Here is a 26,379-nt window from a genome sequence, read left to right on the forward strand (position 1 = left end):
TTAGGGACGGACCTCCGCATTTTCATGCGGAAGCCCGTCCCTTTAACGTTTATTCACTTAAATTGGGTGCTTTTTGAGGTCCGTCCCTCTATTTCATCCACTCCGGCTTGCCGAAGCCTTTGAATTCTTTGTCGATGACTTTTTCGAATTCTTCCGCTTCTACAACTGCTTTGATGTCTTTGGCGAGTTGGGAGTCGACGTCTTTTGCGTTCACTACTACACGGTTACGGTATTGGTCGGGCATATCTTCAAGCTGAAGGGCATCCAGCAAGTCCATGTCAGCCGCAAGTGCGTAGTTGCCTGGTACTGCTGACAGGTCCACACTGTCGACGGCTCTTGGAAGCTGTGCTGCTTCGATTGGCTTGAACTGCAGGTTTTTCACATTTTCATCAATGTCTTTCTCTGATACCGTCAGTGGATTCGTGTCCGGTTTTAACGTGATCAACTTGGCATCCTCAAGAATCTGAAACGCTCTTGCCGCGTTCGTCGGATCGTTCGGGATTGCGATGGCACTGCCTTCCTTGATGTCTTCAATCGACTTGAACTTCTGAGAGTAGATTCCCATCGGAGCCGTCGGAACGACAATCACTTCGGATAGATCCATGTTATGCTCCTTCGCGAAGGTCTCCATGTAGATTTTATGCTGGAACAGATTCGCATCAAGGTCTCCCTGGGCCAGCGCGTTATTGGGCTGGATATAATCACTGAATTCCTTCACTTCCACCGTGTATCCTTTTTCTTCAAGACCGGGCTTGATCGCCTTGGTCACCATATCACTGTATGGACCGGATGTCGCTCCGATCGTCACTTCTTTTTTATCTTCCGAGCTTGCCTCTTCTCCTCCACAAGCCGCTAATACGCTCACTGTTAGTGCGAATGCTGCTACTAGTATCCACTTTTTCACTCGTTGTTCCTCCTAAAGTCGTTATCGTTTATCAACCAATCTAGCAAACACATCACCCGTATATTGGATGAGTTGAACCAAACAAATCAGAATCACGACGGTAGTGATCATCACCGTGTTGTCATATCGGTAATATCCGAAGCGGATAGCCAGGTCCCCGACCCCACCTCCACCGACGATGCCGGCCATAGCGGAATAGGCGACTAAACTGATCGTTGTAATCGTAATGGCCTGTATGACGGCCGGTCGTGCTTCAGGTAACAGCACATCTTTAATGATCATCCAAGGACTTGCCCCGACGGAAACCGAGGCTTCAATGACTCCCTTATCAATTTCCCTTAAAGACGTTTCTACCATTCTCGCAAAAAATGGAATGCCTGCTACCGAAAGGGATACGGAAGCGGCCGTCGGTCCAATCGTCGTCCCTGTCAAAAATTTCGTCAAAGGTAAAAGGGCCACTAGTAATATGATGAACGGAACTGAACGGACCATATTTACAACGAATCCGACCACCTTTTTTATAAAACTATTTTGTAAAAACAACCCTTTATCTGTCACAAATAGCAATATCCCCAGTGGTAAGCCAAGCACAATCGCTACAGCCAGTGAGATCCCCACCATATACACCGTTTCAAAAAAGGCTTTATTCAATTCTGGTAAAATAGCAGTCAATGAATCAGGCAGCATCCGCTAGCACCTCCAGACTTTGTGTCTTCGCTGTGATATAGTGAATCGCCGCATCGATCTCACTCGACGGACCAATCAGCTCCATGATGAAGATCCCGAGTGGAACGTCCTGAATATATTCAATCTTGCCATGAAGGATATTCCCCCTTACCTTGTACCGCTGAAACACCTCTGACACTACGCTTTCCTCAGCGATGGATCCTTTGAATTGGATTTTGATAAGCTTCCCCGTTCGTGATTCCACCAGATGAGGCGGCAGTTCGAATTGGAGAATCGTTTCGATAAACTGCTTCGTCAAAGGCTGTTTCGGATTGGCAAACAGGTCATATACCGGTCCTTCCTCCACAATCTTCCCGTCCTGCATCACAGCCATCCGGTCGCAGATTTCCTTCACCACTTCCATTTCGTGGGTGATGAGGACGATCGTCAATCCCAGTTCTTTGTTGATCTTCTTCAACAGCCTTAAAATCGATTTCGTCGTATTCGGATCGAGAGCCGATGTCGCTTCGTCACAAAGTAATACGGATGGATTGTTTGCGAGGGCCCTTGCTATCCCTACTCTCTGCTTCTGTCCGCCGCTGAGCTGGGCAGGATAGGCATCCGCTTTGTCGGATAGACCGACCATCTCGAGAAGTTCAACGACTCTTGGTTTGATCTCAGCTTTTGGAACATGTGCCGCTTTCAAAGCAAAGGCCAGATTGTCAAAAACCGTTTTGGATTTAATGAGATGAAAATGCTGAAAGATCATACTCGTTTTCTGACGGGCGAGTCGAAGACCTTTTGGCGTGAGCTTCGTAAAATCCTGCCCATCAATGATGATCTCCCCTGATGTAGGGGTTTCCAATAGATTCAGACAGCGGATGAGAGAACTCTTCCCGGCTCCGCTGTATCCGACGATCCCGAAGATCTCTCCCTTTTGGATGGTGACAGAGACGTTATCAACACCAACCACCGTCTGCTTTTTTGTTTTGTATGTTTTCACTAGATTCCGGATCTCGATCAATGTGCACACCCCTTTTTCTCCAATAAAAAAATGCCTCTTTCAACTGAAAGAAGCATCGCTTGTCTATCTCGACTTATCTTTCAGAATGAAATCATTCTGCAGGAATTAGCACCGTTCCAATACTGGAGGTTGCCGGACGTCATAGGGCCTGATCCCTCGGTCACTCTGGATAATTGAATGTATGTAATTTTCAAAATTTTATCTTATTGAGGATAATACTGGGTATTGGTAGGGAAGTCAATAGATAATTTTTCATAGAGTTTTATGTAAGCGCTATCTTTGTTGTCTTATTAACATAAACTTTTAGTAATAAAAACCTGGCCTCTCCCATCCATCCAGGAAAGACCAGGTTCCTTATTTTATCGTTTCTTCACCGATTCCCTTTCAACAAGCTCCGTAGTCAATTTATAATACGAATCGACTTCTTCCTTCATGAGCATTTGAAAGATGAGGTGAACGGCCAGTGCACCGGCTTCGTACTTCGGCTGTCTCATGGTCGTCAATGGTGGAGACACGTATTCTGACAGTTGGATATCATCAAAACCCATGACAGAAATATCCCCTGGAACCGAAATGTTTTTTTCGTTCAATGCCTGTAAGCCGCCGATCGCCATTTCATCGTTTGCGTAGAAGATGGCCTCGGGGACATCTCTCTGAGCAATCAGCATTTTGGTAGCCTGATAGCCACCTTCACGCGTGAAGCCCCCAGATACTTTCCACTTTGATTTATATTCGATACCGTTTTTATTCAGTGCTTCCCGGAAACCCTGGAAACGCCGGTCATTGTCATGAGAGTTGTATGGTCCGCTGATATAGGCAATATCACGGTTCCCCCTCTCAATCAAATGTTCCGTCGCCACGAAGGCTCCGTGCACATTGTCGACTTCGATCTGGGTGACGTGATCGCTTTTGATGCTCCGGTCGAGAACCACGATCGGAAAGCCTTCTCTTGCTGATTCAAGGATCGTCTCGTCGCTTATGTTATGAGCAAGGATAATAACACCGTCGACCCGTTTTTCCTTCAGGAATTTAACAGCCGTCGACTGCACTCCCCCGATGGAACTGCACGCAATTAAATCATATCCATTCGTGGAGGTGACATCCTGTACGCCCTTGATCAGTTCAGAATAATAAGGACCTGAGAGGTCGCTCAATATCAAGGCGATTGTATTGGTACTTGTCCTTTTCAAATCGGAAGCAAGCCCGTTTTTTTGGTAATTCAATTGTTTGGCTGCCGCTAATACCTTTTGTCTTGTTTCTTCGCTCACTTTTTTACTGTTGTTCAGTGCATAAGAAGCGGTCGAAACAGCGACTCCGGAAAGCTTGGCCACATCTTTGATGGTTGCCATAAGTTCACATCCTATTGCTTCTAAAAATGAAGGCATCCTTCTTTACTAGATTCTTCTATCCATTATACATGAAAGCGTTTCAATTAATTGGTTGTTTTTCAAGTGACATTCACTACGATGTTAATTGAAACGAGCATTTTAGTGGTTCATTCGATAGAAATAACCTCTTAACATACCCGTTTTGATCAAAACTTTTTTAAAATGGCCCTAATGAGGTCTTATTTTAGATCTGCATCCTCTTAAACCTATATCTCGAGCCTTATATGAGCCGGTTTTCAGACTTTATGAGCCGGATTCTAGATATATGAGCCACTTGCAAGACTTTATGATCCGTCTCACAAATATATGAGCTTCTTGTCGAAAAATCCACATATTTCAAACCAGACCCTACCTATCCTCACTCTTCCCTACCATTCAATAAATACACAACGGCTTCATAAGGACGAAGACGCCCAATTCCTGACGGTTTTTCACTCGTATCGGAGTAATTACTGATGATCATTTCTCCATGAGCATCATCCAGTCCTTCAGGCAAATGAAAGTCAGGAGTTCCTCCGTAAAAATTCGCGACGACGACCAGGGTTTGACCTTCCCATTTTCTCGTGTAGGACATGATCTCCGGATGATCTTCCAATAATAATTCATACTCTCCATAAATGAGGATATCCAATCGTTTCCTCAGGGCGATGAGTTTTTGATAATGATAAAAGATAGAGTTTTGATTTTCCATTGCCTCTAGAGCATTGATTTCTTTATAGTTTTCATTCACTTCAATCCAAGGAACACTATTCGTAAAGCCGGCATGAACCTCATCATTCCACTGAAAAGGGGTCCTGGCATTGTCTCTGCCCTTCGCACGGATTGATTGGATGATTTCCTTCTCCGGCACACCCTCTGATCTTTTTTCATGAAAATAGTTGATCGTTTCTATGTCGCGATAGCGGTTGATATTGTCCCAGTCGATATTCGTCATCCCGATTTCTTCACCTTGATAGATGAAAGGAGTCCCCTGCATCATATGAAGGACGGTTGCGAGCATTTTGGCGGATTCGATCCGGTATTCTTGGTCGTTCCCCCACCTCGATACGATACGCGGCTGGTCGTGATTATTCCAGTATAAACTGTTCCATCCCTTCTGAAACAGGGATGTCTGCCAGGTGCTCAGCACTTTTTTCAGCTCGACGAAATCCAGTTCCTTTAATGCCCATTTCCCTTCGCCGGCTCTTTCGTCCAGGGACATATGCTGAAAGGTGAACACCATGTCGAGTTCATTCCGTCCTTTCCCTGTGTAAAGCTGAGCGGTTTCCGGCGTAGCGGAAGGGGTCTCTCCCACCGTGACCGTTGGATATTGAGAGAGGACCCGTTCGTTCATTTCCCGTAAATACTCATGAAGCTTCGGCCCGTCGGTAAGTACTTTCTCATCTATTGCCTTCCCGATCAGATCGATCACATCCATGCGGAACCCGCTGACTCCTTTACTGAGCCAGAAGTTCATCATGTTGTACAAATGCTCACGGACTTCCGGGTTATGGAGGTTGAGGTCCGGCTGTTTTTTACTGAAAAGATGAAAGTAATATTCGCCTGATTGTTCATCCCTTTCCCAGGCAGGTCCGCTGAAAACGGATTGGATGTCACTTGGGGGACCGTCCTGACTGTCCCTCCAAATATAGTAATCCCGGTAAGGATTGTCCTTGGATTTCCTGGACTCCATGAACCATGGGTGCTCATCAGAAGTATGGTTGATGACGAGATCCATCATGATGTGGATGTCCCGTTTCTTCGCTTCCTCAATCAATCTTTCCATGTCTTCCATCGTACCGAAATCATCCATGATGTCATAATAATTGCTGATATCATAGCCGTTATCATCGTTCGGGGATTGATAGACCGGGCTTAACCAGATAATATCGATCCCGAGAAGCTGGAGGTAATCGAGCTTTTCGATGATGCCTTGAAGATCTCCGATACCGTCTCCGTTCGTATCATTGAAGCTTCTTGGGTATATTTGATATATTGTGGACTGCTGCCACCATGCTTTTTCCATCGTTTCACCTCAATAATATAGTGTTGATTTCCGCTCCAGGTGCTCGCTTTCCGCGGGGCGTGAGTTGAGCCTACTCGGGCTAAAGCCCTGTGGGGTCTCAACTTTCCCGCGTTTCCCGCAGGAGTCGAGCACCTTCCGCTTCAATCTTTTAGTATAGATTCCTTAAACACTTGCTAAAATAGTTCCTATTAAAAGGAACTATGAAGATCTGTGGAGCAAATATCCTTTGGTAGTAAGATGTAGCTGGTTTGTATACAGAAAAACAGGTAAATCGAGGCACTGAATGCTCGGTCAACACCTAGCTCCATGCAAAGAAAATTCCGCTCACTACTCTAAAAATACTGGTTAGGTAAAGAATTAGAGGTTCTTGGTTTTTACCACTGAAGATAAAAGAAATGTACCAGGTACATTGATCACACTTTGTACCTGGTACACGTCACTCACTTAATACCCGACATCGTAAACCCTTCCACGATATATTTCTGGAAGAAGGAGAAGATGATGATGATCGGGACCACCATGAAGGCTGCTCCCGCCATCTGCAGGCCGAAATTATTGGCGTATTGCCCTTGCAGCAATGAAAGTCCGACAGATAATGTGTAGAGACTTTCATCGTTGGCGATGATCAGCGGCCATAGGAAGCTGTTCCATGCCCCGATAAACGTCAGGATTCCCTGTACTGCGAAGATCGGCTTCGCAATCGGAACGATCAATCGGAAGAAAATATAGAACTCCCCTGCTCCGTCAAGCCTTGCCGCTTCGATCAAGTCAGTTGGAATTGTCGTCATGAACTGCCTGAATAAGAAAATACTGAAGGCTGCGGCGAGACCAGGCAGCACGATTCCCGTCATCGTATTCGTCAGTCCCATTTCATTCAGGATCAAATAAACCGGGATCATGGTAACCTGTGCAGGGATCATCATCGTGGCCAGCACGATATAGAAGATTTTCTCCCTGCCTTTAAACTGATACTTTGCAAACCCATACCCGGCCATGGCATTAAAGAATAAGCCGACAAAAGAGAATAACACGATGATCAACGTATTTCGTAAATACACACCGAAATTCATGCTTTCAAATAAATTTACGTAATTTTCGAGCGTCGGATTTTCCGGAATCAGGCTTGGCGGTATTTGTAGCACTTCACTTTCAGGCTTGAATGAGCTTGAGATCATCCATATAAAAGGAACGGAAACAATGATTCCTCCTAGAGCAAGCAACAGGATGATAAAGAGCTTTTCCACCTTTGTTTTCGTTGTTTTGGTTTTCATATATTCAGCCCCGATACTGTATAGTTTCGTTCTTAATATTCTGTATCAGATTTTCTCATCTTAAATTGAAGAAGCGTGATGATAATGATGATGATGAACAGGATGAATGATCCTGCTGCCGCATAGCCGAATTCACTGAACTGGAACCCTTTTTGATAGATGAATAAGGCCATTGAGATTGTTCCGTCAAGGGGACCGCCATTCGTCATGACAAATGGCTCCTCGAAGAACTGCAGCCATCCGATCAACGTGGTGACCGTGACGAAGAAAGTGGCATAGCGGAGTAACGGGATCGTGACATTCCACAATACCTGCCAACGGTTCGCTCCATCCATTTCCGCCGCTTCGTAGTACGACTTCGGAATTCCCTGCAGGGCAGCGAGAAAGATGATCATATTGATCCCGATCCCTTTCCATACGGCTAACACAATCAACGATAGCTTGGCGATCGTTGGCTCTCCTAACCAAGGAATCTTATCGACATCCAGCAGTGATAAAATATAGTTAAACAATCCGTATTCCGTGTTGTACAGGAACCCCCAGATGACCGCTACGGCGATGATATTCGTAATCGACGGCATGTAGTACACACCGCGGAATACAGTAAACAACTTACTTGTCCCGTAATTCAGCAGCAAGGCGATGCCTAGTGAGAATATGATAACTAGAGGCACACCTATGATGACATAGAACAGGGTGTTGAATATCGATTTGTGAAACAATTCGTCTGTGAGTAATGCCGAGTAGTTGTCCATACCGATGAAGCTGACATTCGACCAGTCGGCGAGCCCTTTTAAATCAAGGTCTGTGAAACTGATCAAAAAAGCGACAATAATGGGCACAATGCTGAAAACGGTCAATATGATCACTGCAGGAGCAATAAACACATAGGGATGCTTATTTTTGTTAATGCTGTTTTTCCATCCATTGCTCATGATATCCCACCTATCTAAACGTACGCACAATGATTCTAAAAATGGAGTTCAGGCAGCACACCTGTAACTCCATTTTATGTTTATGACAGCGTCCATTTTGTTTATTGGTCTTGCTTACTATTCTACGATTTCATTTGCTTTCTTGTTGAAGTTCTCAAGCTCTTTGTCCACATCGGCCCCACCGACCGTAATCTTTTCAATGGTAGAAAGGAACTCCTGTGCAATCACTTCAAATTCTTTGATTTGCGGTGATGCTTTCGTATCTTCTAATTGTTGTCCGAAAACAGACAGCATCGGATCTTCTTTCAACTTAGGCTCTTCCCATGCATCAACACGTGAAGGAAGCGTATTTGATACGTCCAGCCATTCCATTTGCGTGTCCACTTTATTCATATACGAAATGAATTTCAGCGACTCGTCCACATTCTCAGAATTATGGAAGACAGATAAATTGGATCCACCCATGCTGGATGTGTTCGTTTCTTTCTTAGGCATCACGGCTACTGCCCATTTATCCTTTAAGTCAGGTGCTTGATCGTTGATGATGTTGATCATCCAAGGACCACTGAAGAACATTGGCTTCATGCCGTCTTTAAATGCTTGTACGATATCGATTCCTTCTGTCGTAGGACTGATTCCTTCTTTAAAGTAGTCCGTGTAATACTGTATTGCTTCTTTGAATTCAGGAGAATCAAAGTTCATTTTGTCCTTCCCTTCGAATTCGTAACCATTTTGCCATGCAAAGATGAATGGAGTGATCTGGTCATTACGGTCGATATCCAGACCATATACATCGTCACCACGAGCATTCAGCTTTCCTGCGGCATCCTTCAGTTCATCCCATGTAGCAGGAGCCTTGTCGTATCCGACTTCCTTCAATAAATCTGTACGATAGTATAATACGCGTGTATCGATGTACCAAGGGACCCCGATGACTTTATCATCATACTTCATAGAAGTGACAGACCCTTCGAAGTAATTTTCAGGTTTGAATTCAGGGTAGTCTTCCAAGTAAGGAGTCAAGTCGAGCAGCGCCCCTGCATCTGCAAATTCCGGAACCCAAGTCGTTCCTAATTGAAGGACATCCGGGCCATTTCCGGAAGCGACTGCCGTAAGCAATTTATCATGTGCATTCCCCCAAGGAATTGCTTGGATTTTCACTGAGATGTCTTTGTTTTCTTCTTCAAACTTTGTAGCCATCTCCTTTAACTTCTTACCTTCCTCACCCATCGCCCAAACGGTGATTTCTTTCTTTCCATCCTTCGATCCACCGTTGCCTCCGCAAGCTGTAAGAATCGTAGATAAAGCGAGAATACCGATTAGCAGTAAAGACCACATTTTCTTTCTCATTTTTCCCCATCTCCATTTCCATTGGTTTTGAAACTAGTAAAAATGGTAAAGCGTCATTGAATGAGACTTCATAGATTAGAAGGGTTCATCCTATCATGAAAAGTCATCCAAGTCATTGAAACGTTTCGATGACTATATTATAATCAAACGTGTATCCGCTTTCAACTCTTTTTTAGAAATTACTGAATTGAAAATGAATTAAGCCTACACCAATCCTCTATATCAGTACTAAAACACTGATATGCGAAGGTGAAAGGTAGTTATTGGATGTCAATAGACGGGTTGACTATCATGTGAAACCCGCTTATAATTCAACTCAATTGTTAATCGAAACGTTTCACTAATGCTGATAAATTTGAACTATGGAGGCTCTATCAATGAGGGAGAATAAGCTGCTATCATTATTGAATCAAATGACATTGGACGAAAAAATCGCTCAGCTCATGCAGTTGGCCACACCTTTTTTCAAAGGGGCGAAAGAGCAGGGTCAAATCACCGGACCGATGGCTGAAATGGGAGTCACCGATGATACCATCCAAAACAGCGGGTCTGTCCTCGGGGCATCCGGAGCACAGGAAATCATCAATATTCAACGCACTCACATGGAAGAAAACCGATTGGGCATCCCTCTCCTATTCATGTCCGATATCGTTCACGGTTTTAAAACCATCTTCCCGGTCCCACTGGCGATTGGCTGTTCATGGGATCTCGAACTGACGGAGAAAAGCGCAGAGATTGCAGCAAGGGAAGCTTCCGTTTCCGGCGTTCATGTCACGTTCGCTCCGATGGTCGATCTTGTCCGTGACCCCCGCTGGGGAAGAGTGATGGAATCGACAGGTGAAGACCCTTATCTGAATAGCGAATTTGCTCGTGCGTTCGTCCGTGGCTTTCAAGGGGAAGAATTGACGACGGATGTGGAACGGGTGGCAGCATGCGTGAAGCACTTTGCCGCTTACGGGGCAGCAGAAGGCGGACGTGATTATAATACCGTCGACATGTCTGAAAGAGAGCTTCGCGAGAATTACCTTCCAGCCTATCAAGCCGCCCTCGAAGAAGGCTGCGAAATGGTCATGACCGCTTTCAACACCGTTTTCGGTATTCCGGCTACAGGGAATAAACGGTTGATGAGACAGCTGCTGCGGGAAGAAATGGAATTTGATGGCGTCCTCATTTCCGATTGGGGAGCTGTGAAGGAAATGATTCCCCATGGCGTGGCAGAGAACGAAAAAGAAGCAGCGTATAAAGCGATCAGTGCTGGTGTGGATATTGAAATGATGACCACTGGCTATGTGAACCATTTAAAAGAGCTTGTAGAGGAAAAAATGGTGGATGAATCTATCATTGATGAAGCCGTATTGCGAATCCTACAGTTAAAAGAAAAGCTGGGCTTGTTTGAAAATCCGTATCGGGGTGCGAACGTGGAGCTTGAACCTGAAGTGATCATGAGCGCGGCACACCGTAAGGCCGCACGTGAACTGGCCACGAAATCCTCCGTATTATTGAAAAACGAATCCATCCTTCCCTTAAAAAAGGAAAAAAAAGTAGCGCTGATCGGTCCTTTCGCCGAAAGCGGAGACATTTTGGGACCTTGGTCGTGGCTGGGATCTAGGGATGAAGCCGTCACAATGAAGGAAGGAATTCTTTCAAAAACCAGCCGTTTGACCGTCGCCAAAGGCTGTGACATTGAAAGTATCACAGATGCTCAAACAGAAGAAGCACTAAAGGCTGCCAGCGACGCGGATGTCATTCTCCTGGCACTGGGTGAAGACTCCGACATGAGCGGTGAAGCCGGGTGCAGAGCGAATATACAGCTCCCTTCTGCTCAATTACAGCTCATCAACTATTTGCAATCATTGAATAAGCCGATGGTGGCTGTCCTGTTTAATGGACGCCCACTCGACTTGCACGGAGTTTTGGACCAAACCGACGCAGTACTTGAAGCGTGGTATCCAGGCACTGAGGGCGGAAATGCCGTTGCCGATTTACTTTATGGAGACGTAAACCCGTCCGGCCGGTTAACCATGTCCTTCCCTTATCACGTCGGTCAGGTTCCCGTTTATTACAACCATTTCAATACAGGGAGACCTCAAGGGGCACCCGATGCACAGGAACGATATGTCTCACAATATCTGGACATCCCGAACGAACCCCTGCTTCCATTCGGATTCGGCTTGAGCTACACGACCTTTACGTATTCTGACTTGAAGCTGTCCAGTGCAACGATGACTGAAGAGCAGACGTTGGACATATCGATTACTGTTACAAATGACGGTCCGGTGGCAGGCGAAGAAGTCGTACAGCTCTATATCCACGATCACAGCGGCGAAGTGATCCGCCCAGTAAAGGAATTGAAGGATTTCCAGAAAATCAGCTTAGATGCGGGCGAAACGGCAGACATCACGTTTACGTTATCAGAGAATCAATTAAGGTATCACCATTCAGACCTTCAATATAAAAGCGATCCAGGGACGTTTACAGTATTTATAGGAAGAAACAGCCAAGACACCATGGAACAAACGTTTAGGTTGGAAAAATAAAAGAATCGAGGGGAAAACGATGCAATCATATGTTCAGTTAACATCAGGAGAGCTTGTATTCGAATTTTTAAAAAGCGGTGATCTTTTCGCCGTCACACATAAACAGAATATGATCAATCAGTTAGTGACGAATCCCATCGACGGCTCACTCAATAATCTGTATTTGCGGGTTCACAAGCCTTCCGGGATCAACTTTATCCCTCTTATTGGAGTGAAATCATCAAGCACCGTTCAATTCTCTGAATCACAAGTCAGATGGACGGGAACATTCGAACATCTTTCATACGAAGTCACATTTACCTTAACAGAAAAAGGCATATGGTTCTGGGATGTGACGCTTGATGGGACGAATGCTGAAGTGGACGTCATTTACGGACAGGACCTCGGCCTTGCAGATTCGGGAGCCGTCCGTTCCAACGAAGCCTATATGTCACAATACATCGATCACAAAGTGTTCCAGGATGAAGAGTACGGATACGTTCTTTGTTCCAGGCAAAATCAGCCGCAATCAAGCGGATTCCCGTACATCCAACAGGGCTCCCTCAACAAGACAATCGGCTACTCGACCGATGGATTTCAGTTTTTCGGATTAGCCTATAAAGACACCAATGTACCCGAAGGCTTAAAAAAGGACTCCCTGGCAAACGAAGTCTACCAATACGAATTCGCTTATTCCGCACTACAATCAGAAAAAGTGCAACTTAACGGGACACAGCGCTTTGTTTTCTACGGGGTATTCAAAGAAAATCACGAAACGGCCATCACTTCACTGGAATCCCAGGAAGAAATACAAGCTGCCTGGGAAGAAGCAGTGCACTGCCAATCGGATTTTCAAGAATCAAAAGAGACTGTACGGATCCTTCCGGAAATCGGACAGCCCCTTCCTTCCCTATCGATGACGGAGGAAGAGATCGGCACTTATTTTCCAACCAAACATAATGAAGAACGCGAGGGAGACTCCCTTCTTTCCTTCTTCACCGATACCCATGAACATGTCGTATTGAAAGAAAAGGAACTGATGACTGAAAGACCCCATGGACATATCCTGATGTCAGGGAACAATCATCAACTGAAAGAAGATACCATCACGACGACTTCATTCATGTATGGGTTATTCAATTCACAGCTCGTGGTCGGCAACACGTCTTTCAATAAAATGCTGACCAATCAACGAAATCATTTGAACGTCATGAAAACGTCCGGTCAGCGGATTTACGTTGAAATGGATGGTGAGTACCGTTTACTGACCATGCCTTCAATGTTTGAGATCGGCTTCAACTACGCCCGATGGTACTACAAAACAGCCGATGATACGCTGATCATCACGAATTACACAGTCGTCGATTCACCTGAAGTGCGCCTTCATGTTGAGTCAAAAAACCAAAAGCACTACCGCTACCTCGTGACGAATCAAGTGTCAATGAACAACAATGAATATGAAGTCGGGTACCACGTAGAGCAAGAGGACAATAGGTTAATCATTACGGCTGATCGTCAGTCTGAGAGCAGCAAGGTTTTCCCGAAATTGACGTATCGAATCCAAGTCGATGGAGCCTCCATTGCAACAGGGAACGAAGAAAGAATCGCTCACCATGTTGAAAAAGATTCTGCTTCCCTGATCGTGATGGATGTAAGTGAAACGGCTGAATGGAAGATGACGATACAAGGTTCGATTCATGGGGAAGAACAACCGATGAAGGAACGGGACTTATCAGAAGAAATCGAAACATATCGTGCCTACTACCACCAGGTTATGAACGGATTCAAACTCTCTTTAGGAGAGAATGTACCCACGGAATTGAAAAAAGTGAATGCCCTTGCCTGGTGGTATACCCATAATATGCTCGTCCATTATTCGGTTCCACACGGACTGGAGCAATACGGCGGTGCAGCATGGGGAACCCGTGATGTATGTCAGGGGCCGACAGAATACTTCATGGCCACCCAAAACTATCAATCTGTTAAAGAAATCATCAAAACCGTCTACTCCCATCAATATGAAGATGACGGGAATTGGCCGCAATGGTTCATGTTTGACCGGTACTACAAGTTCCAACAGGATGATAGTCACGGGGATATCATCGTCTGGCCGTTGAAAGTCGTGGGCGACTACATCGCGGCGACGAACGATCATGACATTCTGCATGAGAAAATCCCTTACACAGAACGGGATGGATTTGGTTTTACAGAGGAAAAGGAAACGTTGCTTCATCATATTCAAAAAGAAATCTCCTACATCAAGGAGAACTTCCTCCATGACACCTTCCTCTCTTCTTATGGGGATGGAGACTGGGATGACACCCTGCAGCCTGCCAACGCTCAGTTGAAGAAATACATGGCAAGCAGCTGGACCGTCGCCCTTACGTATCAGGTGCTTGTGAAGCTGGGAACGGTCCTTGAGGGAGCATTCGATCAGGAAGCACAGGAAATCAGTGCATTGGCACGGGGAATACAGGAGGATTTCAATACGTATATCCTGAAGGATGACGTCATTCCTGGATTTGTATATATGGAAGAGCCGGGGAACCCAGAGTTCATGGTTCATCCTAGCGATACAAAGACCGGTATTCATTACCGTCTGCTGCCAATGAACCGAAGCATCATTTCCGAGTTATTCACACCGGAACAAGCTGACTCTCATTATCAGTTGGTGAAGGAGCATCTGTACTGTCCAGACGGCGTGCGCTTGATGAACCGCCCGGCCAAATACGAAGGCGGTGTAAGCACCCATTTCAAACGGGCCGAACAGGCTTCGAATTTCGGTCGTGAAATCGGACTTCAATACGTCCATGCTCACATTCGGTATGTGGAAGCGATGGCAAAGCTGGGGAAAACCGATGAAGTTTGGAACGGGCTGCAAATCATCAATCCGATTGGTCTAAAAGACGTCGTGCCAAACGCCGAAAGAAGACAAAGCAATGCCTATTTCAGCAGCTCCGACGGCAAATTCAATACCCGCTACGAAGCACAGGAACGTTTCAACGAACTGCGTGACGGAAGCGTGCCCGTGAAAGGCGGATGGAGAATTTACTCCAGCGGACCGGGAATCTATATGAATCAATTGATTTCAAACTGCCTGGGCATTCGTCAGGAAGGGGAAAATCTGATCATCGACCCGGTACTTCCGGACAACCTCGACGGATTGAAGATGGACTTTCAGATGATGAACCGGCCTGTCACGTTTGTCTATCACCTTGGGCAGCCTGATTCAAAACGGGTCGTGGTGAACGGGCAGGAGGTACAAGGTGAACCATTGACCAACCGTTATCGTCAAGGCGGGGTTAAAGTGAAACAGCAGGAAATGGAAAAAATGCTTCACGAGGAATCAAATACGATTGAGATATTCATCTAGTCACAAAAAGAGTGAGGGGATTCCCCCTCACTCTTACTATTTGTTATAACAAATTCACATTCATCAACACATCCAACTCTCTCAACCGTTCCTCACAATAAGAAGAATTCTCCTTCAAAAAGGAATCAATATAAGCAGGATGACACATAATCTCAAGCGTCTCTCCGGCACGCCTACTCTTCAAGATTCCTTTTAATCCTTCAACCGACACACCCTCCCCGTAAAAATCCATGGAAAACTGATCGGTCAGTAGATTTATTCCTTCTACATCTTCTTCAAACACATTCCGGACAGGCACCCCATACCGCTCCGACAGCCTTTTCACTATTGGGATCAAGGGGCGGAAGCTATGTACATGATGATGACTGTCAATATGGGAAAGGGGCAAACCGAAGGATAAAAATCGATCAATCTGCGTTTCCCATTCCATTTCAACCTCATTCACATTGATTTCTTTCTCTTCGAAAATTCTGCTCGTATATCGAAAATACCCCTTCTCATTCACTAGCGAAGGAACGCCTCCTGAAACCGGCCTGCCACATGTCAACGATAGGTGGATACCTACCTGTAATTCCGGATGAATCCGCGCCAGTTCCACCGCATGCTCTGTTCCCGGCATATTGACGAGCATCGTCGTAGAGTTGACAATGCCAAACCGGTGACTGTCCAAGATCCCGTAATTCACCCCCCGGCATAAACCAAAATCATCTGCGTTGATGATCACATTTCTCATAATCCCCCATCCCCTTTTTCTCTAATAGGTTCGTTCTACAAGAAAACTGGCTTTATCTCCTCTAAAGACCGCCTTGGAAAATTCGATGACCGATCCATCCTCAAGAAAAGCGGTGGTTTCAATCATGAAGCAAGGCGTTCCTTCTGGTACTTCAAGCTTCTCAGAGACTCGTTCATCAGCTAAAAACAACTCGATTGATTCCACTGTTTTTTTGATTTCCAATTCAAACTGCGTCTCAAGAAGTTTGTAGAGAGATTTTTCACACTCGTCTTTGTCGAGACCAGGTGTCTTGTACCAAGGCAGGTACGCAACCTCATACTGCAGGGGTAAGCCGTCCGAATAACGAATCCTTTCCAACCGATTAACGGGATCTCCATTCTTCAGCTCGAGTGCTTTTTCCACTGCGGATTCTGCCGGGATCACATTCAGGCTGAGAACCTTGATCTTCGGCTTTTTCCCTTGTAAACGTAATTGTTCCGTATAATTGTCGATCGTCGAGGAGAGGATCTGACTGACCTTCTCTTCGGCTACAAAGGTTCCCCTTCCTTGTTCCCGGTAGACATAGCCTTCAAGGGTCAGCTGCTGGAGAGCTGTCCGGATTGTTGTCCGGCTGACATTAAACGTGTCACAAAACTCGGCTTCTGTGGGCAGTTTACTATTCGGTTCGTACTCTTTATTTTTAATCATCTCAATGATTTTTTCCTTCACATGTGAATGCAGGGCCTTTGGTTCTTGTATGTCTTTCATTTTGTTTCTCCCTTCCACTTTCTTCCTACATTTGTTATAACACATTCACGTTCATTTCTCTATCCATACTTCATCTTATCACAAAACTAATACGTTATTACAAATAAATCTAAAAGACACATATTTTCATAATTTGTTATTACAATATATAGACTAGCGAAAATTTGTATGATACATTATAAAAAATAGAAATCGCTTTCATCGTGAAAGGAGATTGACAGAATGTCATTAAAGGTTGTCATAATCGGAGGCGGATCAAGCTATACACCCGAAATCATCGAAGGATTCATCAAGAGACACCGCCATTTTCCGGTGTCGACGATTACGCTGGTTGACATCGATGCGGGAAAAGAAAAGCTTGAAATCGTTGGGCAATTTGCTCGTCGCATGATCAAGAAAGCTGGTGTTCCTATTGAGTTGGAATGGACGATCGACCGGAAGGAAGCCCTGATCGGTGCTGACTTTGTCACGACACAAATCAGGGTGGGCGGTCTCTCCGCCAGGGAGAAAGATGAACGAATCCCCTTGAGTCACGGAGTCATCGGGCAGGAAACCAACGGGGCTGGCGGGATTTTCAAAGCTCTCCGTACCATACCGGTCCTGATGGACATTTGTCATGACATCCAGAATATTTGTCCTGACGCATGGCTCATTAATTTTACCAACCCGGCAGGCATCGTCACGGAAGCATTGCTGAAATACAGTCCTCATAGGAAAGTGATCGGGGTATGCAATATCCCTTTCAACATGAAGAACAGCGTAGCCGAGATGATGAATTGTAAGGCAGAGGAAGTACAAATTGAATTTGTAGGGATGAACCATTTTGTGTTTGGAAAAAGGGTTTGGATCAAGGGTGAAGATATGACGGACCTTGTCCTCGATAAGTTGATCCATCAAAAAGTAGACTATTCACCAGCCAATATCGTCTCACTGGGATGGTCAAAGGAATTTTTACAGGCACTGGGGATGCTTCCGAATCCTTATCACCAATATTACTTCCAAAGGGACACTGTATTGGTGAAGGATCTTCAAGCCTTCGAAGAAAATGGTACACGGGCAGAGGTTGTTCGAAAAGTTGAAAAAGAACTTTTCATACAATATAGGAAAGAAGAGTTGAACGAAAAACCAAAAGAATTGGAAAATCGGGGAGGTGCCTATTACAGTGACGCTGCCTGCAGCCTGATGGAAAGCATCTACAACAACAGGGGGGACATCCAGACCGTCAACACGCTGAACAACGGATCCATCCCGGACCTTCCACACGACGCCGTCATAGAAGTGAACGCCGTCATTACGAGGGACGGACCTCAACCGCTGACGGTCGGACCGCTTCCTCCATCTGTCAAAGGAATCATCCTGCAGATGAAAGCGTTCGAGGAACTCGTCATCCGAGCTGCCAGGTCCGGGGAGTACACTCATCTCTATCAGGCCATGGTGATGAATCCATTAGTACAGAACGAAGGGGTAGCAAGACAGCTGGTCGATGAATTATTGGAAGCTCACAAAGAGTTTCTGCCGCAATTCAATTAATCTAGCAAATGGGGGAAAGAAAAATGAGTAAAGTAATGGGGTTTATGGAAAGTAAGTTTATGCCTGTTGCAGGTCGGATCGGCTCACAAAGGCATCTGGTCGCCATCCGAGATGGATTCGTTTCGATTATGCCGTTGATTATCGTCGGATCCCTGGCCGTGTTATTGAATAACCTGCCGATTGATGCCTTTCAAAATTTCATGGTGTCTGTATTCGGTGAAAGCTGGAAATCCGTCGGCGGAAATATGTGGAATGGTTCCTTTGCGATTCTTGGATTGCTTGTCGCCGCATCCATCAGTTATCACTTAGCGAAATCCTATGATATCGATGGGCTGTCAGCGGCATTAGTGTCGATCGCTTCCCTTATCATCCTCACGCCGGTAACAGAAGATTGGGGCATTTCCTACGCCTGGACCGGAGCACAAGGGATATTCGTCGCCGTCATTACGTCCCTCCTTGTAACGGAATTATTCAAAGTGTTGATTCGCTCGAAGTTTACGATCAGTATGCCGGACGGGGTGCCGGAAGGTGTTGTAAAGTCTTTCAAAGCGCTGATTCCAGCCACGATTATCTTGATTCTTGTTGGTCTTATTCAAGCTCTCTTAACTTCTTTTGCAGAGAAAAGCATATTTGAAATTGTATTTACGTTAATCCAGGAACCATTGCAAGCCGTATCGAACTCACTGCCATCCGCCATTGTTGTTGCTTTCTTAAATCATTTCTTATGGTTCTTCGGGTTACACGGCACGAACATTTTAGGTCCGATCATAGAACCGATCTACCTACCTTTAATCGAAAAAAATCAGCAGCTGTTCGCAGCAGGCACAAGTGCTTTCGACGTTCCGTACATCGTCACCAAGCCTTTCTTTGACGCGTATGTGTACATGGGTGGTTCCGGTACGACCATCGCCCTGATCATCGCCATCTTCCTTGTGGTGAAAACAAAACATTACCGTACTGTCGGAAAACTGTCAGCCGCACCTGGAATTTTCAATATTAACGAACCGGTCATCTTTGGATTACCGATCGTGTTGAACCCGCTGATGTTCATTCCATTTTTACTGGCGCCTGTTGTCCTGACGGTTACGTCTTATCTGGCTTTAAGCCTGGGGATCGTACCTAAAACCGTGGCGATCGTTCCTTGGACGACACCGCCGATCATCAGTGGATACCTGGTGACAGGGGGATCCTGGACGGGAATTGCCCTTCAACTTGTGAATCTGACCATCGCAACACTCATGTACATTCCATTCCTGCTCGCATCTGAACGTGCTCAATTGAAGAAAAACAATGAAACGAGTGATAAAATCGCATGACTTTAACGTTGGAAGAAATCTCATTTCATATCATTTTGCATGCTGGCAACGCCCGCTCTTCTGCCATGGAGGCCCTGCAAGCCGCTAAGAATAAACAATTCGAAACGGCAGAGGAAAAGATGGCCGAGGCAGCGAAAGAAGTCCATCAGGCCCATCACTATCAAACTCAATTACTTCAAAAAGAAGCGAGTGGTGCTGGAGAGAACCCTACGATTCTATTGATTCACGCACAGGATCATCTAATGAACGCTATCACCGTCAAAGAACTCGCTCAGGAAATCATTGAAATCCATCAATCCCGTTAAGGAGTGTTTTATATGAATATCATGCTGGTCTGTTCAGCAGGAATGTCAACAAGTATGCTGGTGCAGAAAATGCGTAAAGCGGCAGAAGAAAAAGGCCTCGAGGCCACAATCAATGCCACTTCCGAAGCTGACCTAAGCAATCATTTAGATAAACTGGACGTGATCCTGATCGGACCTCAAGTCCGCTATCTATCTTCTAAAATCACCGAAAAAGCTGCACCCCATCATATTAAAGTCGATGTCATCGACGGGATGCACTATGGAATGATGAATGGTGCGAAGGTGTTGGAGCAGGCTGAGGGATTGTTGGAGAAATAAAGCTTCATAGAGAGTAGCCCTTTTAGGGGTTACTCTTTTCTTACGAAAAAAGTGTCCCCATTAAGAGAGGACACTTCTACTTCATTACATCACATCATAATCCGTCACATTACGCTCCACCACACGGGCTCCTTCCACACTGACAAACGCACCCGTCGCACTTCCAAATACATTGGTTGCAACCAGATTGTCCATCGCCGCTTTCACGGCCACTGTGTCAATCGGCTCAATGGGGTCATTGATGGATAATTTCGCTGACTTCCCCGCTTCCGTTTTGAATTCAAGTTCCAATACTTTCGCCATAAGTTATTCCTCCTTTCCGAAAAATTTCACCTGGGCTTACTCGTTAATGTCGAAGTTCTGCAGCTTCTCAACGTTGAAAAGCGCTTTGGATGACAGACTGGCGATGGATAAAGCTGCGCTGTTCATGTCATCTGCCGAAGCAAGGGCATTGATGTAGCTGTACGATTTGTACGCGAATGTAGGTTTCCCTTTCTCGTCCTGGCCATCATTGTAAGCCAAACGAATTCTCGTCGATTTCAGATCCGCTGTTGCCATGTGCCTCACCTCCTTTCACCCTTTATATAGGGACTTGAAAGAAGAAAGGGCACCTCGAACGAAAAAAACCGGAGAACAAAATCTCCGGTTTTCCATTATGCTTCTATTTCTCTGTAATGCTTCCTGCGAAGAATACGAAATCTGAATGTGAGATAAAGGATGGTTCCTCCTGTTGCCACAAATAAGAAGATCAGGGTGAACATCACATTATGCCACATGAACGCATAATCCCCTGTGGAGATAATGGCCCTGAAAGCAGATATCGTATACGTCATCGGTAAAAAGTTCGAGAAGTGCTGCAGGAATTCAGGGACCAATTCAATTGGGTAAGTTCCTGCACTGCTCGTCAATTGTAAAATTAAGATAAGAATCCCAAGGAACCTGCCTGGATTATCTAGGGATGTCACAAGGAATTGGACGATCGATAAGAACGTCCAGCTCGCCAGGATGCTCATCATGATAAAGAGCGGAATACTCGTCACTTCAAGGTCGAGTCCAAATAATAGGATGGAATCCGCAAGAAGAGCCTGGAACAGCCCTGCAAACATCAGGACCCCAAACTTCCCTATAAACCATCCGAATCCGCTTCGCGGAGTGACAGCCGGTTCCCTCATTGGGAAGATGATCGAAATCACGAGCGCTCCGACAAACAAGCTGAGTGACAGGAAGTATGGAGTGAAGCCCGTTCCATAGTTCGGTACATCATGAATCGGCTTGTCGGTTAGGGTGACTGGTTTTGCGAACATGTCATAAATGTCGTCATTGGCGTTGACGTCATTCGAATCCTTAGCACCATCTGCAAGCTTATCTTTCAGCTCGGATGATCCATCTGTTAGTTTATTTAGACCATCTGTCAGGTCGGTTGACCCGTCTGATAGTTTATTCAGACCAGCTGTCAGATCGGTTGAACCACCTGAAAGTTTATTCAGACCAGCTGTCAGGTCAGTTGAACCGGCTGAAAGTTTATTCAGACCAACTGTCAGATCGGTTGAACCACCTGAAAGTTTTCCGAGGCCCGAGGAAAGATCCATCGATCCGTTCCTCAATTCTCCCAGTCCACTCATAAGATCCTTGAATTTGGAAGAGAACATCCCCAGTCCTTCCGTTAGATCATTCGATCCACCCGAAAGCTCTCCAAGTCCGTTGTACAGTTTATCAGATCCTGCATACAGACCGCCAAGGCCGTTGACCAGTTGATCAGAACCCGTTGATAAGCGGCTTGTTCCATCGGCTAACTCCGACGAACCTTTTGCCAGTTTTTCAGATCCTTTTTGAAGGGCATCGGTTCCAGAGTCGAGTTTTCCTAGGCCTGTTGTTAAGTCGGCGCTTCCGTTTTCAAGTTGCTGAATTCCTTTTTGGGCTTCAGTTAGTTTTCCTCCAAATTGTGATAGACCGGTAACGAGTTGATTATGCCCATCAGCCAGTCGATCCGCTCCGTCTGCCAGTTGTTGTTGACCTTCTGTGATTTGACCGAATCCGTTTAAAATCTTAGACTGGCCATCAGATACTTCTTTCGCACTCGATGAGAGTTCTTCCGATTTGGACTGGAGCAGAGTTGCATTGTCAGAAAGCTGTTGCAATCCTCCACTTACCCTCTGACTTCCGCCAGTCAATTCACCAAGAGATGATTTTAATTCTTGCAAGCGTTGCTTTTGAGCAGGATCCTGCTCCTGTTCGATCAGTGCATCGACATTTGCCGTTGCTTCCTGCAAGCCTTGACTGACCTGGTCTGATCCTGCTTTCGTCTCGCTTGCACCATTTTTGAAATCAGTTACTTTGCCAGATAACAATGCGGCTCCATCTGCGACCTTCTGTGAACCTTCTGCCAAGACAGGCAAGTTATCATTCATCTCATCTAAACCTTCTAATGACTGATGAAGACCACCCGCAAGATCCTTGGAGCCTTTTTGCGATTCCTTCGCCCCGTCCAGGAGCTTCTGATTTCCTTCTGTCATTTGCATGAGGGCTGCATCAAAGGATTGAAGGCCATCTGTTACCTTTTTAGAGCCTGTATATGCTCGATCGACACCTGTGGAAAAGGAAAGAGACTTCCCTGAGAGCTCCTGAAGCTTTTCATTTAGCGTTTGAGCCCCATCATTCACGCTATTAATCCCACCGTTCAGGTCTTTTGCGCCGCTTTGAGCTTTCCCGATATTTTCTTTCAGTGCACCTGCTCCGCTCTGGGCTGAATTGACTCCATTTTCAAGCTTATTTGCACCCGTTGCAACAGATCCGACGCCGTCATAAAGTTTATTTGCACCCAATTCGGCATCGTCAAGACCGTCGGAAAGCTTATTTGCACCCGATTCGGCATCGCCAAGACCGTCGGAAAGCCTATTTGCACCCGATTCGGCATCGCCAAGACCGTCGGAAAGCTTATTTGCACCCGATTCGGCATCACCAAGCCCGTCGGAAAGCTTATTTGCGCCTTCATGAGCAGAATCGATTCCGTCATGAATGTCAGCTGAACCTGAGGTGGCATCGCCAAGCTTATCATTCAGCTCTCCGGCTCCATCACTGGCTTCATTCAGTCCGTCCCCGACCTCCTTGATTTTATCGAACATCGATTCGGCATAGGTTTTGGTAACCGCTCCCGATACCTCTTCCTTAATTTTCTCAATCGCGGAGTCTCCTATTTTAGAAGAAAGATAGTTTGAACCTTGATTGGCCGTATAGACCAATTCCAATTTCTCAGGATGAACATCCTCGAGGGTAGTCGCGTTTTCCGAGAAGTTTTCCGGGATTTCGATTTTCAAATAATAATCCCGGTTCTCAAGACCCTTATCGGCTTTCTCCTCATCTACGAATCTCCAATCGAATGTGTCGTTTTCTTTCAGGTCTTCTACAAAGTCTTTTCCAATTGTTAGTTCTTCACCGTTGAAATCGGCACCCTTATCATTGTTGACGACGGCGACAGGGAGCTGATCCACCTGTCCGTACGGATCCCAGAATGCCCAAAGAAACGTACCGCTGTATAACACAGGGATAAACAATACGGCTAAGACGGCAATCAGCAGGGTCTTATTCGTGAAAATGTTACGAAATTCACCCTTGAGTGAATGCAATCCTTTCATTTTATCAATCCTTTCGAATATATGACTATTTTCACCATTTGGTCATAGGACTCTAAAAAAAGGAAGGACCATTTACGTGGATAATCCTTTCAGTAAATAATCCTCCATGATTGCGGCGATTTTTCCAGACGATAGGGGTGGATGATTCCGTTCCCAATCAGATACAAGTGAAATGTAAACCTTCAACAAGATAAATGAAACGATTTCCGTATCGCACGGCTTGATCTGCCCACTCTCCATAGCCCGATCAATCTTGCTTTTCACATACGCTATCAATTCATTCTCAATATGATGAAGCATTTCCTGTACGGCACGGGTACCGATTTGCTTTTCTTCCTCGATAAGCTTCAGCATCAATTGATGATCTGTCCGGTACTCAAGCAGCGTAGTCAATGCCTGGTGGACATTTTCATAAAAGCTGTTGTCAGGATGAATAGCAAGATCTGCTGACGATTTCATTTCCCTTACCATTGTATAAACGATTTCCTCAAATAATTCATCTTTGTTTTTAAAGAACGTGTAAATTGTTCCTTTCCCGACATTTGCAAGCTTCGCTACTTGATCCATCGTCGTCGCCTTATATCCAAACAGCGAAAAAGACTTCGTCGCCGCTTCCACAATCAATTCTCTTCGATCAATAGACATCCTCGATTTCAAACCCCCTGACCAAATCAGTGTTTTGTTCAATTCCCATTCTAAAATCCACTATAACACCTTCCTGTTTTAATTTCAAAGAGGAAAGAGGGACGGACCTTCATTCCTAGGACCAAGTCCTAGGAATGAAGGTCCGTCCCTCAAATATTAATACAGTTTCCCTTGGCGATATAGGACCGTCGATAGTTTCATAACGGAGTGGATGTAGCAGTTCTGCCGGAGTGGGAATGGGTCTCCGAAGAAGAGTGGCAACACGGTGTCCATGGTGGTTTTCATTTTGTCGTAGAGGAGGTTGAATACTTCTTCCTCGGTGTAAAACTGGGTTTCCCTTCCCTGCAGCCATTCGAAGTAGGAGACGATGACCCCTCCGGCATTGGCAAGGATATCCGGGATGATGATGACACCCTTTTCGCTTAAGTATGAATCCGCTTCTGTGGTGATTGGCGCATTCGCCCCTTCGACGATGATCCTCGCTTTCACTTTCCCAACATTATCTTTATGAACCTGATCTTCAAGGGCTGCAAGCATCAGGACATCCACATCCAGAAAGAGAACTTCATCACGGTCTCGAATATCAGCCTTTACGCTGATTTCATTCAGCTGATCCTCCTTGGTCGGCAGATCCCCTTTATTCTTCATCGTAAATTCAACCAAAGCAGGAATATCCAAGCCATCTGCATTGAATAGCGTCACATTCCGGTCACTCACTGCCACCACTTTGTTTTGCAAATGAGTGGATTGATGGGCTTCAAGGGCTGCCACCGATCCGACGTTCCCAAACCCCTGGACAGCAATCGTCAATGGTCGATCCTCATAATCAAGAGCCGTTTTCGCGAAAATATTATCCGTCTTCGTCAGCAGGCTCTTCTGCTCCCTAACAAAATCATGAACGAGATAACGGAAGGTAAAGAACACTCCTTTTCCGGTTGCTTCCCGTCTGCCAAGAGAACCTCCGTTCACGATGCTTTTCCCTGTAAAGCTCCCTCTATAAGGCATCCCGGGACGAATGCTCTTATACTCTGCCATCATCCAATCCATCTCCCGCTCTCCCGATCCCATGTCAGGGGCCGGGATATCCTTATCAGGACCGAGGATATCACTGAAGTACTGCACATATTTCCTTGAAATCAAGTGAAGGTCTTTCTCGGAGTACTCACGGGGATTCAGGATGATTCCTCCTTTCCCGCCTCCGAAAGGTACATCGTGCAAGGCATTCTTCAAGGTCATCAATGATGCTAGGTTCACGACTTCTTCCTCATTCACCGACTCATGGAACCGGATCCCTCCCTTATACGGTCCGAGGGCATTGTTATGCTGGACACGAAATGCAGGAATCCGTACAACCTTCTCATCTCCCAGCGGAATCCTCAGATACGATTTATGTACGTGATTCGGCGTCGATAAAATTGACGTTAGCGACGTAAACGCTTTCTTTCTTGTCTCTCCTTTGACATCCGGTAAAAAAGAATGATCCTCTAGTAACGCATCCAATGATTTCTGGACAATATCTCTCGTTTGGCTGATCAAATCGAGTCCCTCCTATTGATTGATAAAAATGATGTTATTTAGTATAGGGTTACCCTTTTTGGCATGGTTAAAAACGACTAATAAATCTGAAATAAAAAATCGACGATCCTCCAATGGAAGATCGTCGATTTTTTTCTTTTTTATTTACCATACATCATAGATCAAGCGTCCATTTTCCATACGAA

Annotated in this window: 21 protein-coding genes and 1 riboswitch; of the genes, 6 read left to right on the plus strand and 15 right to left on the minus strand. The window is 45.5% G+C overall.

The genetic code is table 11. The features are described from left to right. Positions 1–88: 88 nt before the first annotated feature. The 8 genes from LCL96_RS21095 to LCL96_RS21130 all read right to left on the minus strand — a co-directional run bounded on the left by LCL96_RS21095 (position 89) and on the right by LCL96_RS21130 (position 9,543). Positions 89–904 carry a MetQ/NlpA family ABC transporter substrate-binding protein gene (locus LCL96_RS21095; RefSeq protein WP_224944992.1) on the minus strand — a complete coding sequence of 272 codons (816 nt, stop codon included), beginning with the start codon at positions 902–904 and terminating at the stop codon, positions 89–91. A gap of 21 nt (positions 905–925) precedes the next feature. After that, complete coding sequence (locus LCL96_RS21100; protein WP_224944994.1) at positions 926–1,591, minus strand: methionine ABC transporter permease; 666 nt, start codon at positions 1,589–1,591, stop codon at positions 926–928. Further along, entirely contained in the window at positions 1,581–2,594 is a 1,014-nt protein-coding gene (locus LCL96_RS21105; protein ID WP_224945093.1) for a methionine ABC transporter ATP-binding protein, read from the minus strand. Before LCL96_RS21105 ends, LCL96_RS21100 begins: the two co-directional genes overlap by 11 nt. A gap of 70 nt (positions 2,595–2,664) precedes the next feature. Next, positions 2,665–2,770: riboswitch (SAM riboswitch) on the minus strand. A 183-nt stretch (positions 2,771–2,953) separates the two neighbouring features. Next, complete coding sequence (locus LCL96_RS21110) at positions 2,954–3,943, minus strand: LacI family DNA-binding transcriptional regulator (protein WP_224944996.1); 990 nt, start codon at positions 3,941–3,943, stop codon at positions 2,954–2,956. Positions 3,944–4,340: 397 nt separating this feature from the next. Next, complete coding sequence (locus LCL96_RS21115; protein ID WP_224944997.1) at positions 4,341–5,987, minus strand: alpha,alpha-phosphotrehalase; 1,647 nt, start codon at positions 5,985–5,987, stop codon at positions 4,341–4,343. Positions 5,988–6,427: 440 nt separating this feature from the next. After that, positions 6,428–7,258 carry a carbohydrate ABC transporter permease gene (locus tag LCL96_RS21120; protein ID WP_219166455.1) on the minus strand — a complete coding sequence of 277 codons (831 nt, stop codon included), beginning with the start codon at positions 7,256–7,258 and terminating at the stop codon, positions 6,428–6,430. Between the two features lie 32 nt (positions 7,259–7,290). Next, a complete protein-coding gene (locus LCL96_RS21125; protein ID WP_224944999.1) occupies positions 7,291–8,193 on the minus strand; it encodes a carbohydrate ABC transporter permease in 903 nt (300 codons plus the stop codon). Positions 8,194–8,310: 117 nt separating this feature from the next. Next, positions 8,311–9,543: a sugar ABC transporter substrate-binding protein gene (locus tag LCL96_RS21130; RefSeq protein ID WP_224945002.1), complete on the minus strand. Its 1,233-nt coding sequence runs from the start codon at positions 9,541–9,543 to the stop codon at positions 8,311–8,313. 377 nt (positions 9,544–9,920) lie between these two features. On the opposite strand from LCL96_RS21130, the gene bglX reads away from it, so the two are divergent. Then, positions 9,921–12,080, plus strand: a complete 2,160-nt coding sequence (gene bglX / locus LCL96_RS21135; RefSeq protein WP_224945004.1) for a beta-glucosidase BglX — start codon at positions 9,921–9,923, stop codon at positions 12,078–12,080. Between the two features lie 19 nt (positions 12,081–12,099). Beyond that, positions 12,100–15,432 (plus strand): GH36-type glycosyl hydrolase domain-containing protein, encoded by a 3,333-nt coding sequence (locus tag LCL96_RS21140; RefSeq protein ID WP_224945006.1) that lies wholly within the window; start codon positions 12,100–12,102, stop codon positions 15,430–15,432. Positions 15,433–15,475: 43 nt separating this feature from the next. Here LCL96_RS21140 and chbG read toward each other — a convergent pair whose 3' ends face one another. Together chbG and LCL96_RS21150 are read right to left on the minus strand one after the other, a co-directional pair. Continuing rightward, complete coding sequence (gene chbG, locus LCL96_RS21145; protein ID WP_224945008.1) at positions 15,476–16,165, minus strand: chitin disaccharide deacetylase; 690 nt, start codon at positions 16,163–16,165, stop codon at positions 15,476–15,478. Between the two features lie 21 nt (positions 16,166–16,186). Beyond that, positions 16,187–16,912 (minus strand): GntR family transcriptional regulator, encoded by a 726-nt coding sequence (locus tag LCL96_RS21150; protein ID WP_224945009.1) that lies wholly within the window; start codon positions 16,910–16,912, stop codon positions 16,187–16,189. 222 nt (positions 16,913–17,134) lie between these two features. Between LCL96_RS21150 and LCL96_RS21155 the strand changes: the two genes are divergently transcribed. Genes LCL96_RS21155 through LCL96_RS21170 form a run of 4 tightly spaced genes read left to right on the plus strand, consistent with a single transcriptional unit; the run spans position 17,135 to position 20,381 of the window. Next, entirely contained in the window at positions 17,135–18,442 is a 1,308-nt protein-coding gene (locus LCL96_RS21155; RefSeq protein WP_224945011.1) for a 6-phospho-beta-glucosidase, read from the plus strand. A gap of 23 nt (positions 18,443–18,465) precedes the next feature. After that, positions 18,466–19,758: a PTS cellobiose transporter subunit IIC gene (gene celB, locus LCL96_RS21160; RefSeq protein ID WP_224945013.1), complete on the plus strand. Its 1,293-nt coding sequence runs from the start codon at positions 18,466–18,468 to the stop codon at positions 19,756–19,758. Next, positions 19,755–20,063, plus strand: coding sequence for a PTS lactose/cellobiose transporter subunit IIA (locus LCL96_RS21165; RefSeq protein ID WP_224945015.1), 309 nt, complete (start codon positions 19,755–19,757; stop codon positions 20,061–20,063). The genes celB and LCL96_RS21165 overlap by 4 nt, the downstream gene beginning before the upstream one ends. 12 nt (positions 20,064–20,075) lie before the next feature. Further along, positions 20,076–20,381: a PTS sugar transporter subunit IIB gene (locus LCL96_RS21170; protein ID WP_224945017.1), complete on the plus strand. Its 306-nt coding sequence runs from the start codon at positions 20,076–20,078 to the stop codon at positions 20,379–20,381. An 84-nt stretch (positions 20,382–20,465) separates the two neighbouring features. Here LCL96_RS21170 and LCL96_RS21175 read toward each other — a convergent pair whose 3' ends face one another. The 5 genes from LCL96_RS21175 to LCL96_RS21195 form a co-directional block, all read right to left on the minus strand. Beyond that, the gene (locus LCL96_RS21175; RefSeq protein WP_224945019.1) at positions 20,466–20,684 is read right to left on the minus strand and encodes a DUF2922 domain-containing protein; all 219 of its coding nucleotides are present in this window, start codon (positions 20,682–20,684) and stop codon (positions 20,466–20,468) included. A 36-nt stretch (positions 20,685–20,720) separates the two neighbouring features. After that, complete coding sequence (locus LCL96_RS21180) at positions 20,721–20,939, minus strand: DUF1659 domain-containing protein (RefSeq protein ID WP_224945020.1); 219 nt, start codon at positions 20,937–20,939, stop codon at positions 20,721–20,723. 95 nt (positions 20,940–21,034) lie between these two features. Further along, positions 21,035–24,013, minus strand: a complete 2,979-nt coding sequence (locus tag LCL96_RS21185; protein ID WP_224945022.1) for a YhgE/Pip domain-containing protein — start codon at positions 24,011–24,013, stop codon at positions 21,035–21,037. 72 nt (positions 24,014–24,085) lie between these two features. Beyond that, positions 24,086–24,658 (minus strand): TetR/AcrR family transcriptional regulator, encoded by a 573-nt coding sequence (locus LCL96_RS21190; RefSeq protein WP_224945024.1) that lies wholly within the window; start codon positions 24,656–24,658, stop codon positions 24,086–24,088. 156 nt (positions 24,659–24,814) lie between these two features. Further along, positions 24,815–26,194 carry a Glu/Leu/Phe/Val family dehydrogenase gene (locus tag LCL96_RS21195; protein WP_224945026.1) on the minus strand — a complete coding sequence of 460 codons (1,380 nt, stop codon included), beginning with the start codon at positions 26,192–26,194 and terminating at the stop codon, positions 24,815–24,817. Positions 26,195–26,379: the final 185 nt, after the last annotated feature.

Origin of the sequence: Rossellomorea aquimaris (assembly GCF_020172085.1) — a bacterium.
GTDB lineage: Bacteria > Bacillota > Bacilli > Bacillales > Bacillaceae_B > Rossellomorea > Rossellomorea aquimaris_E.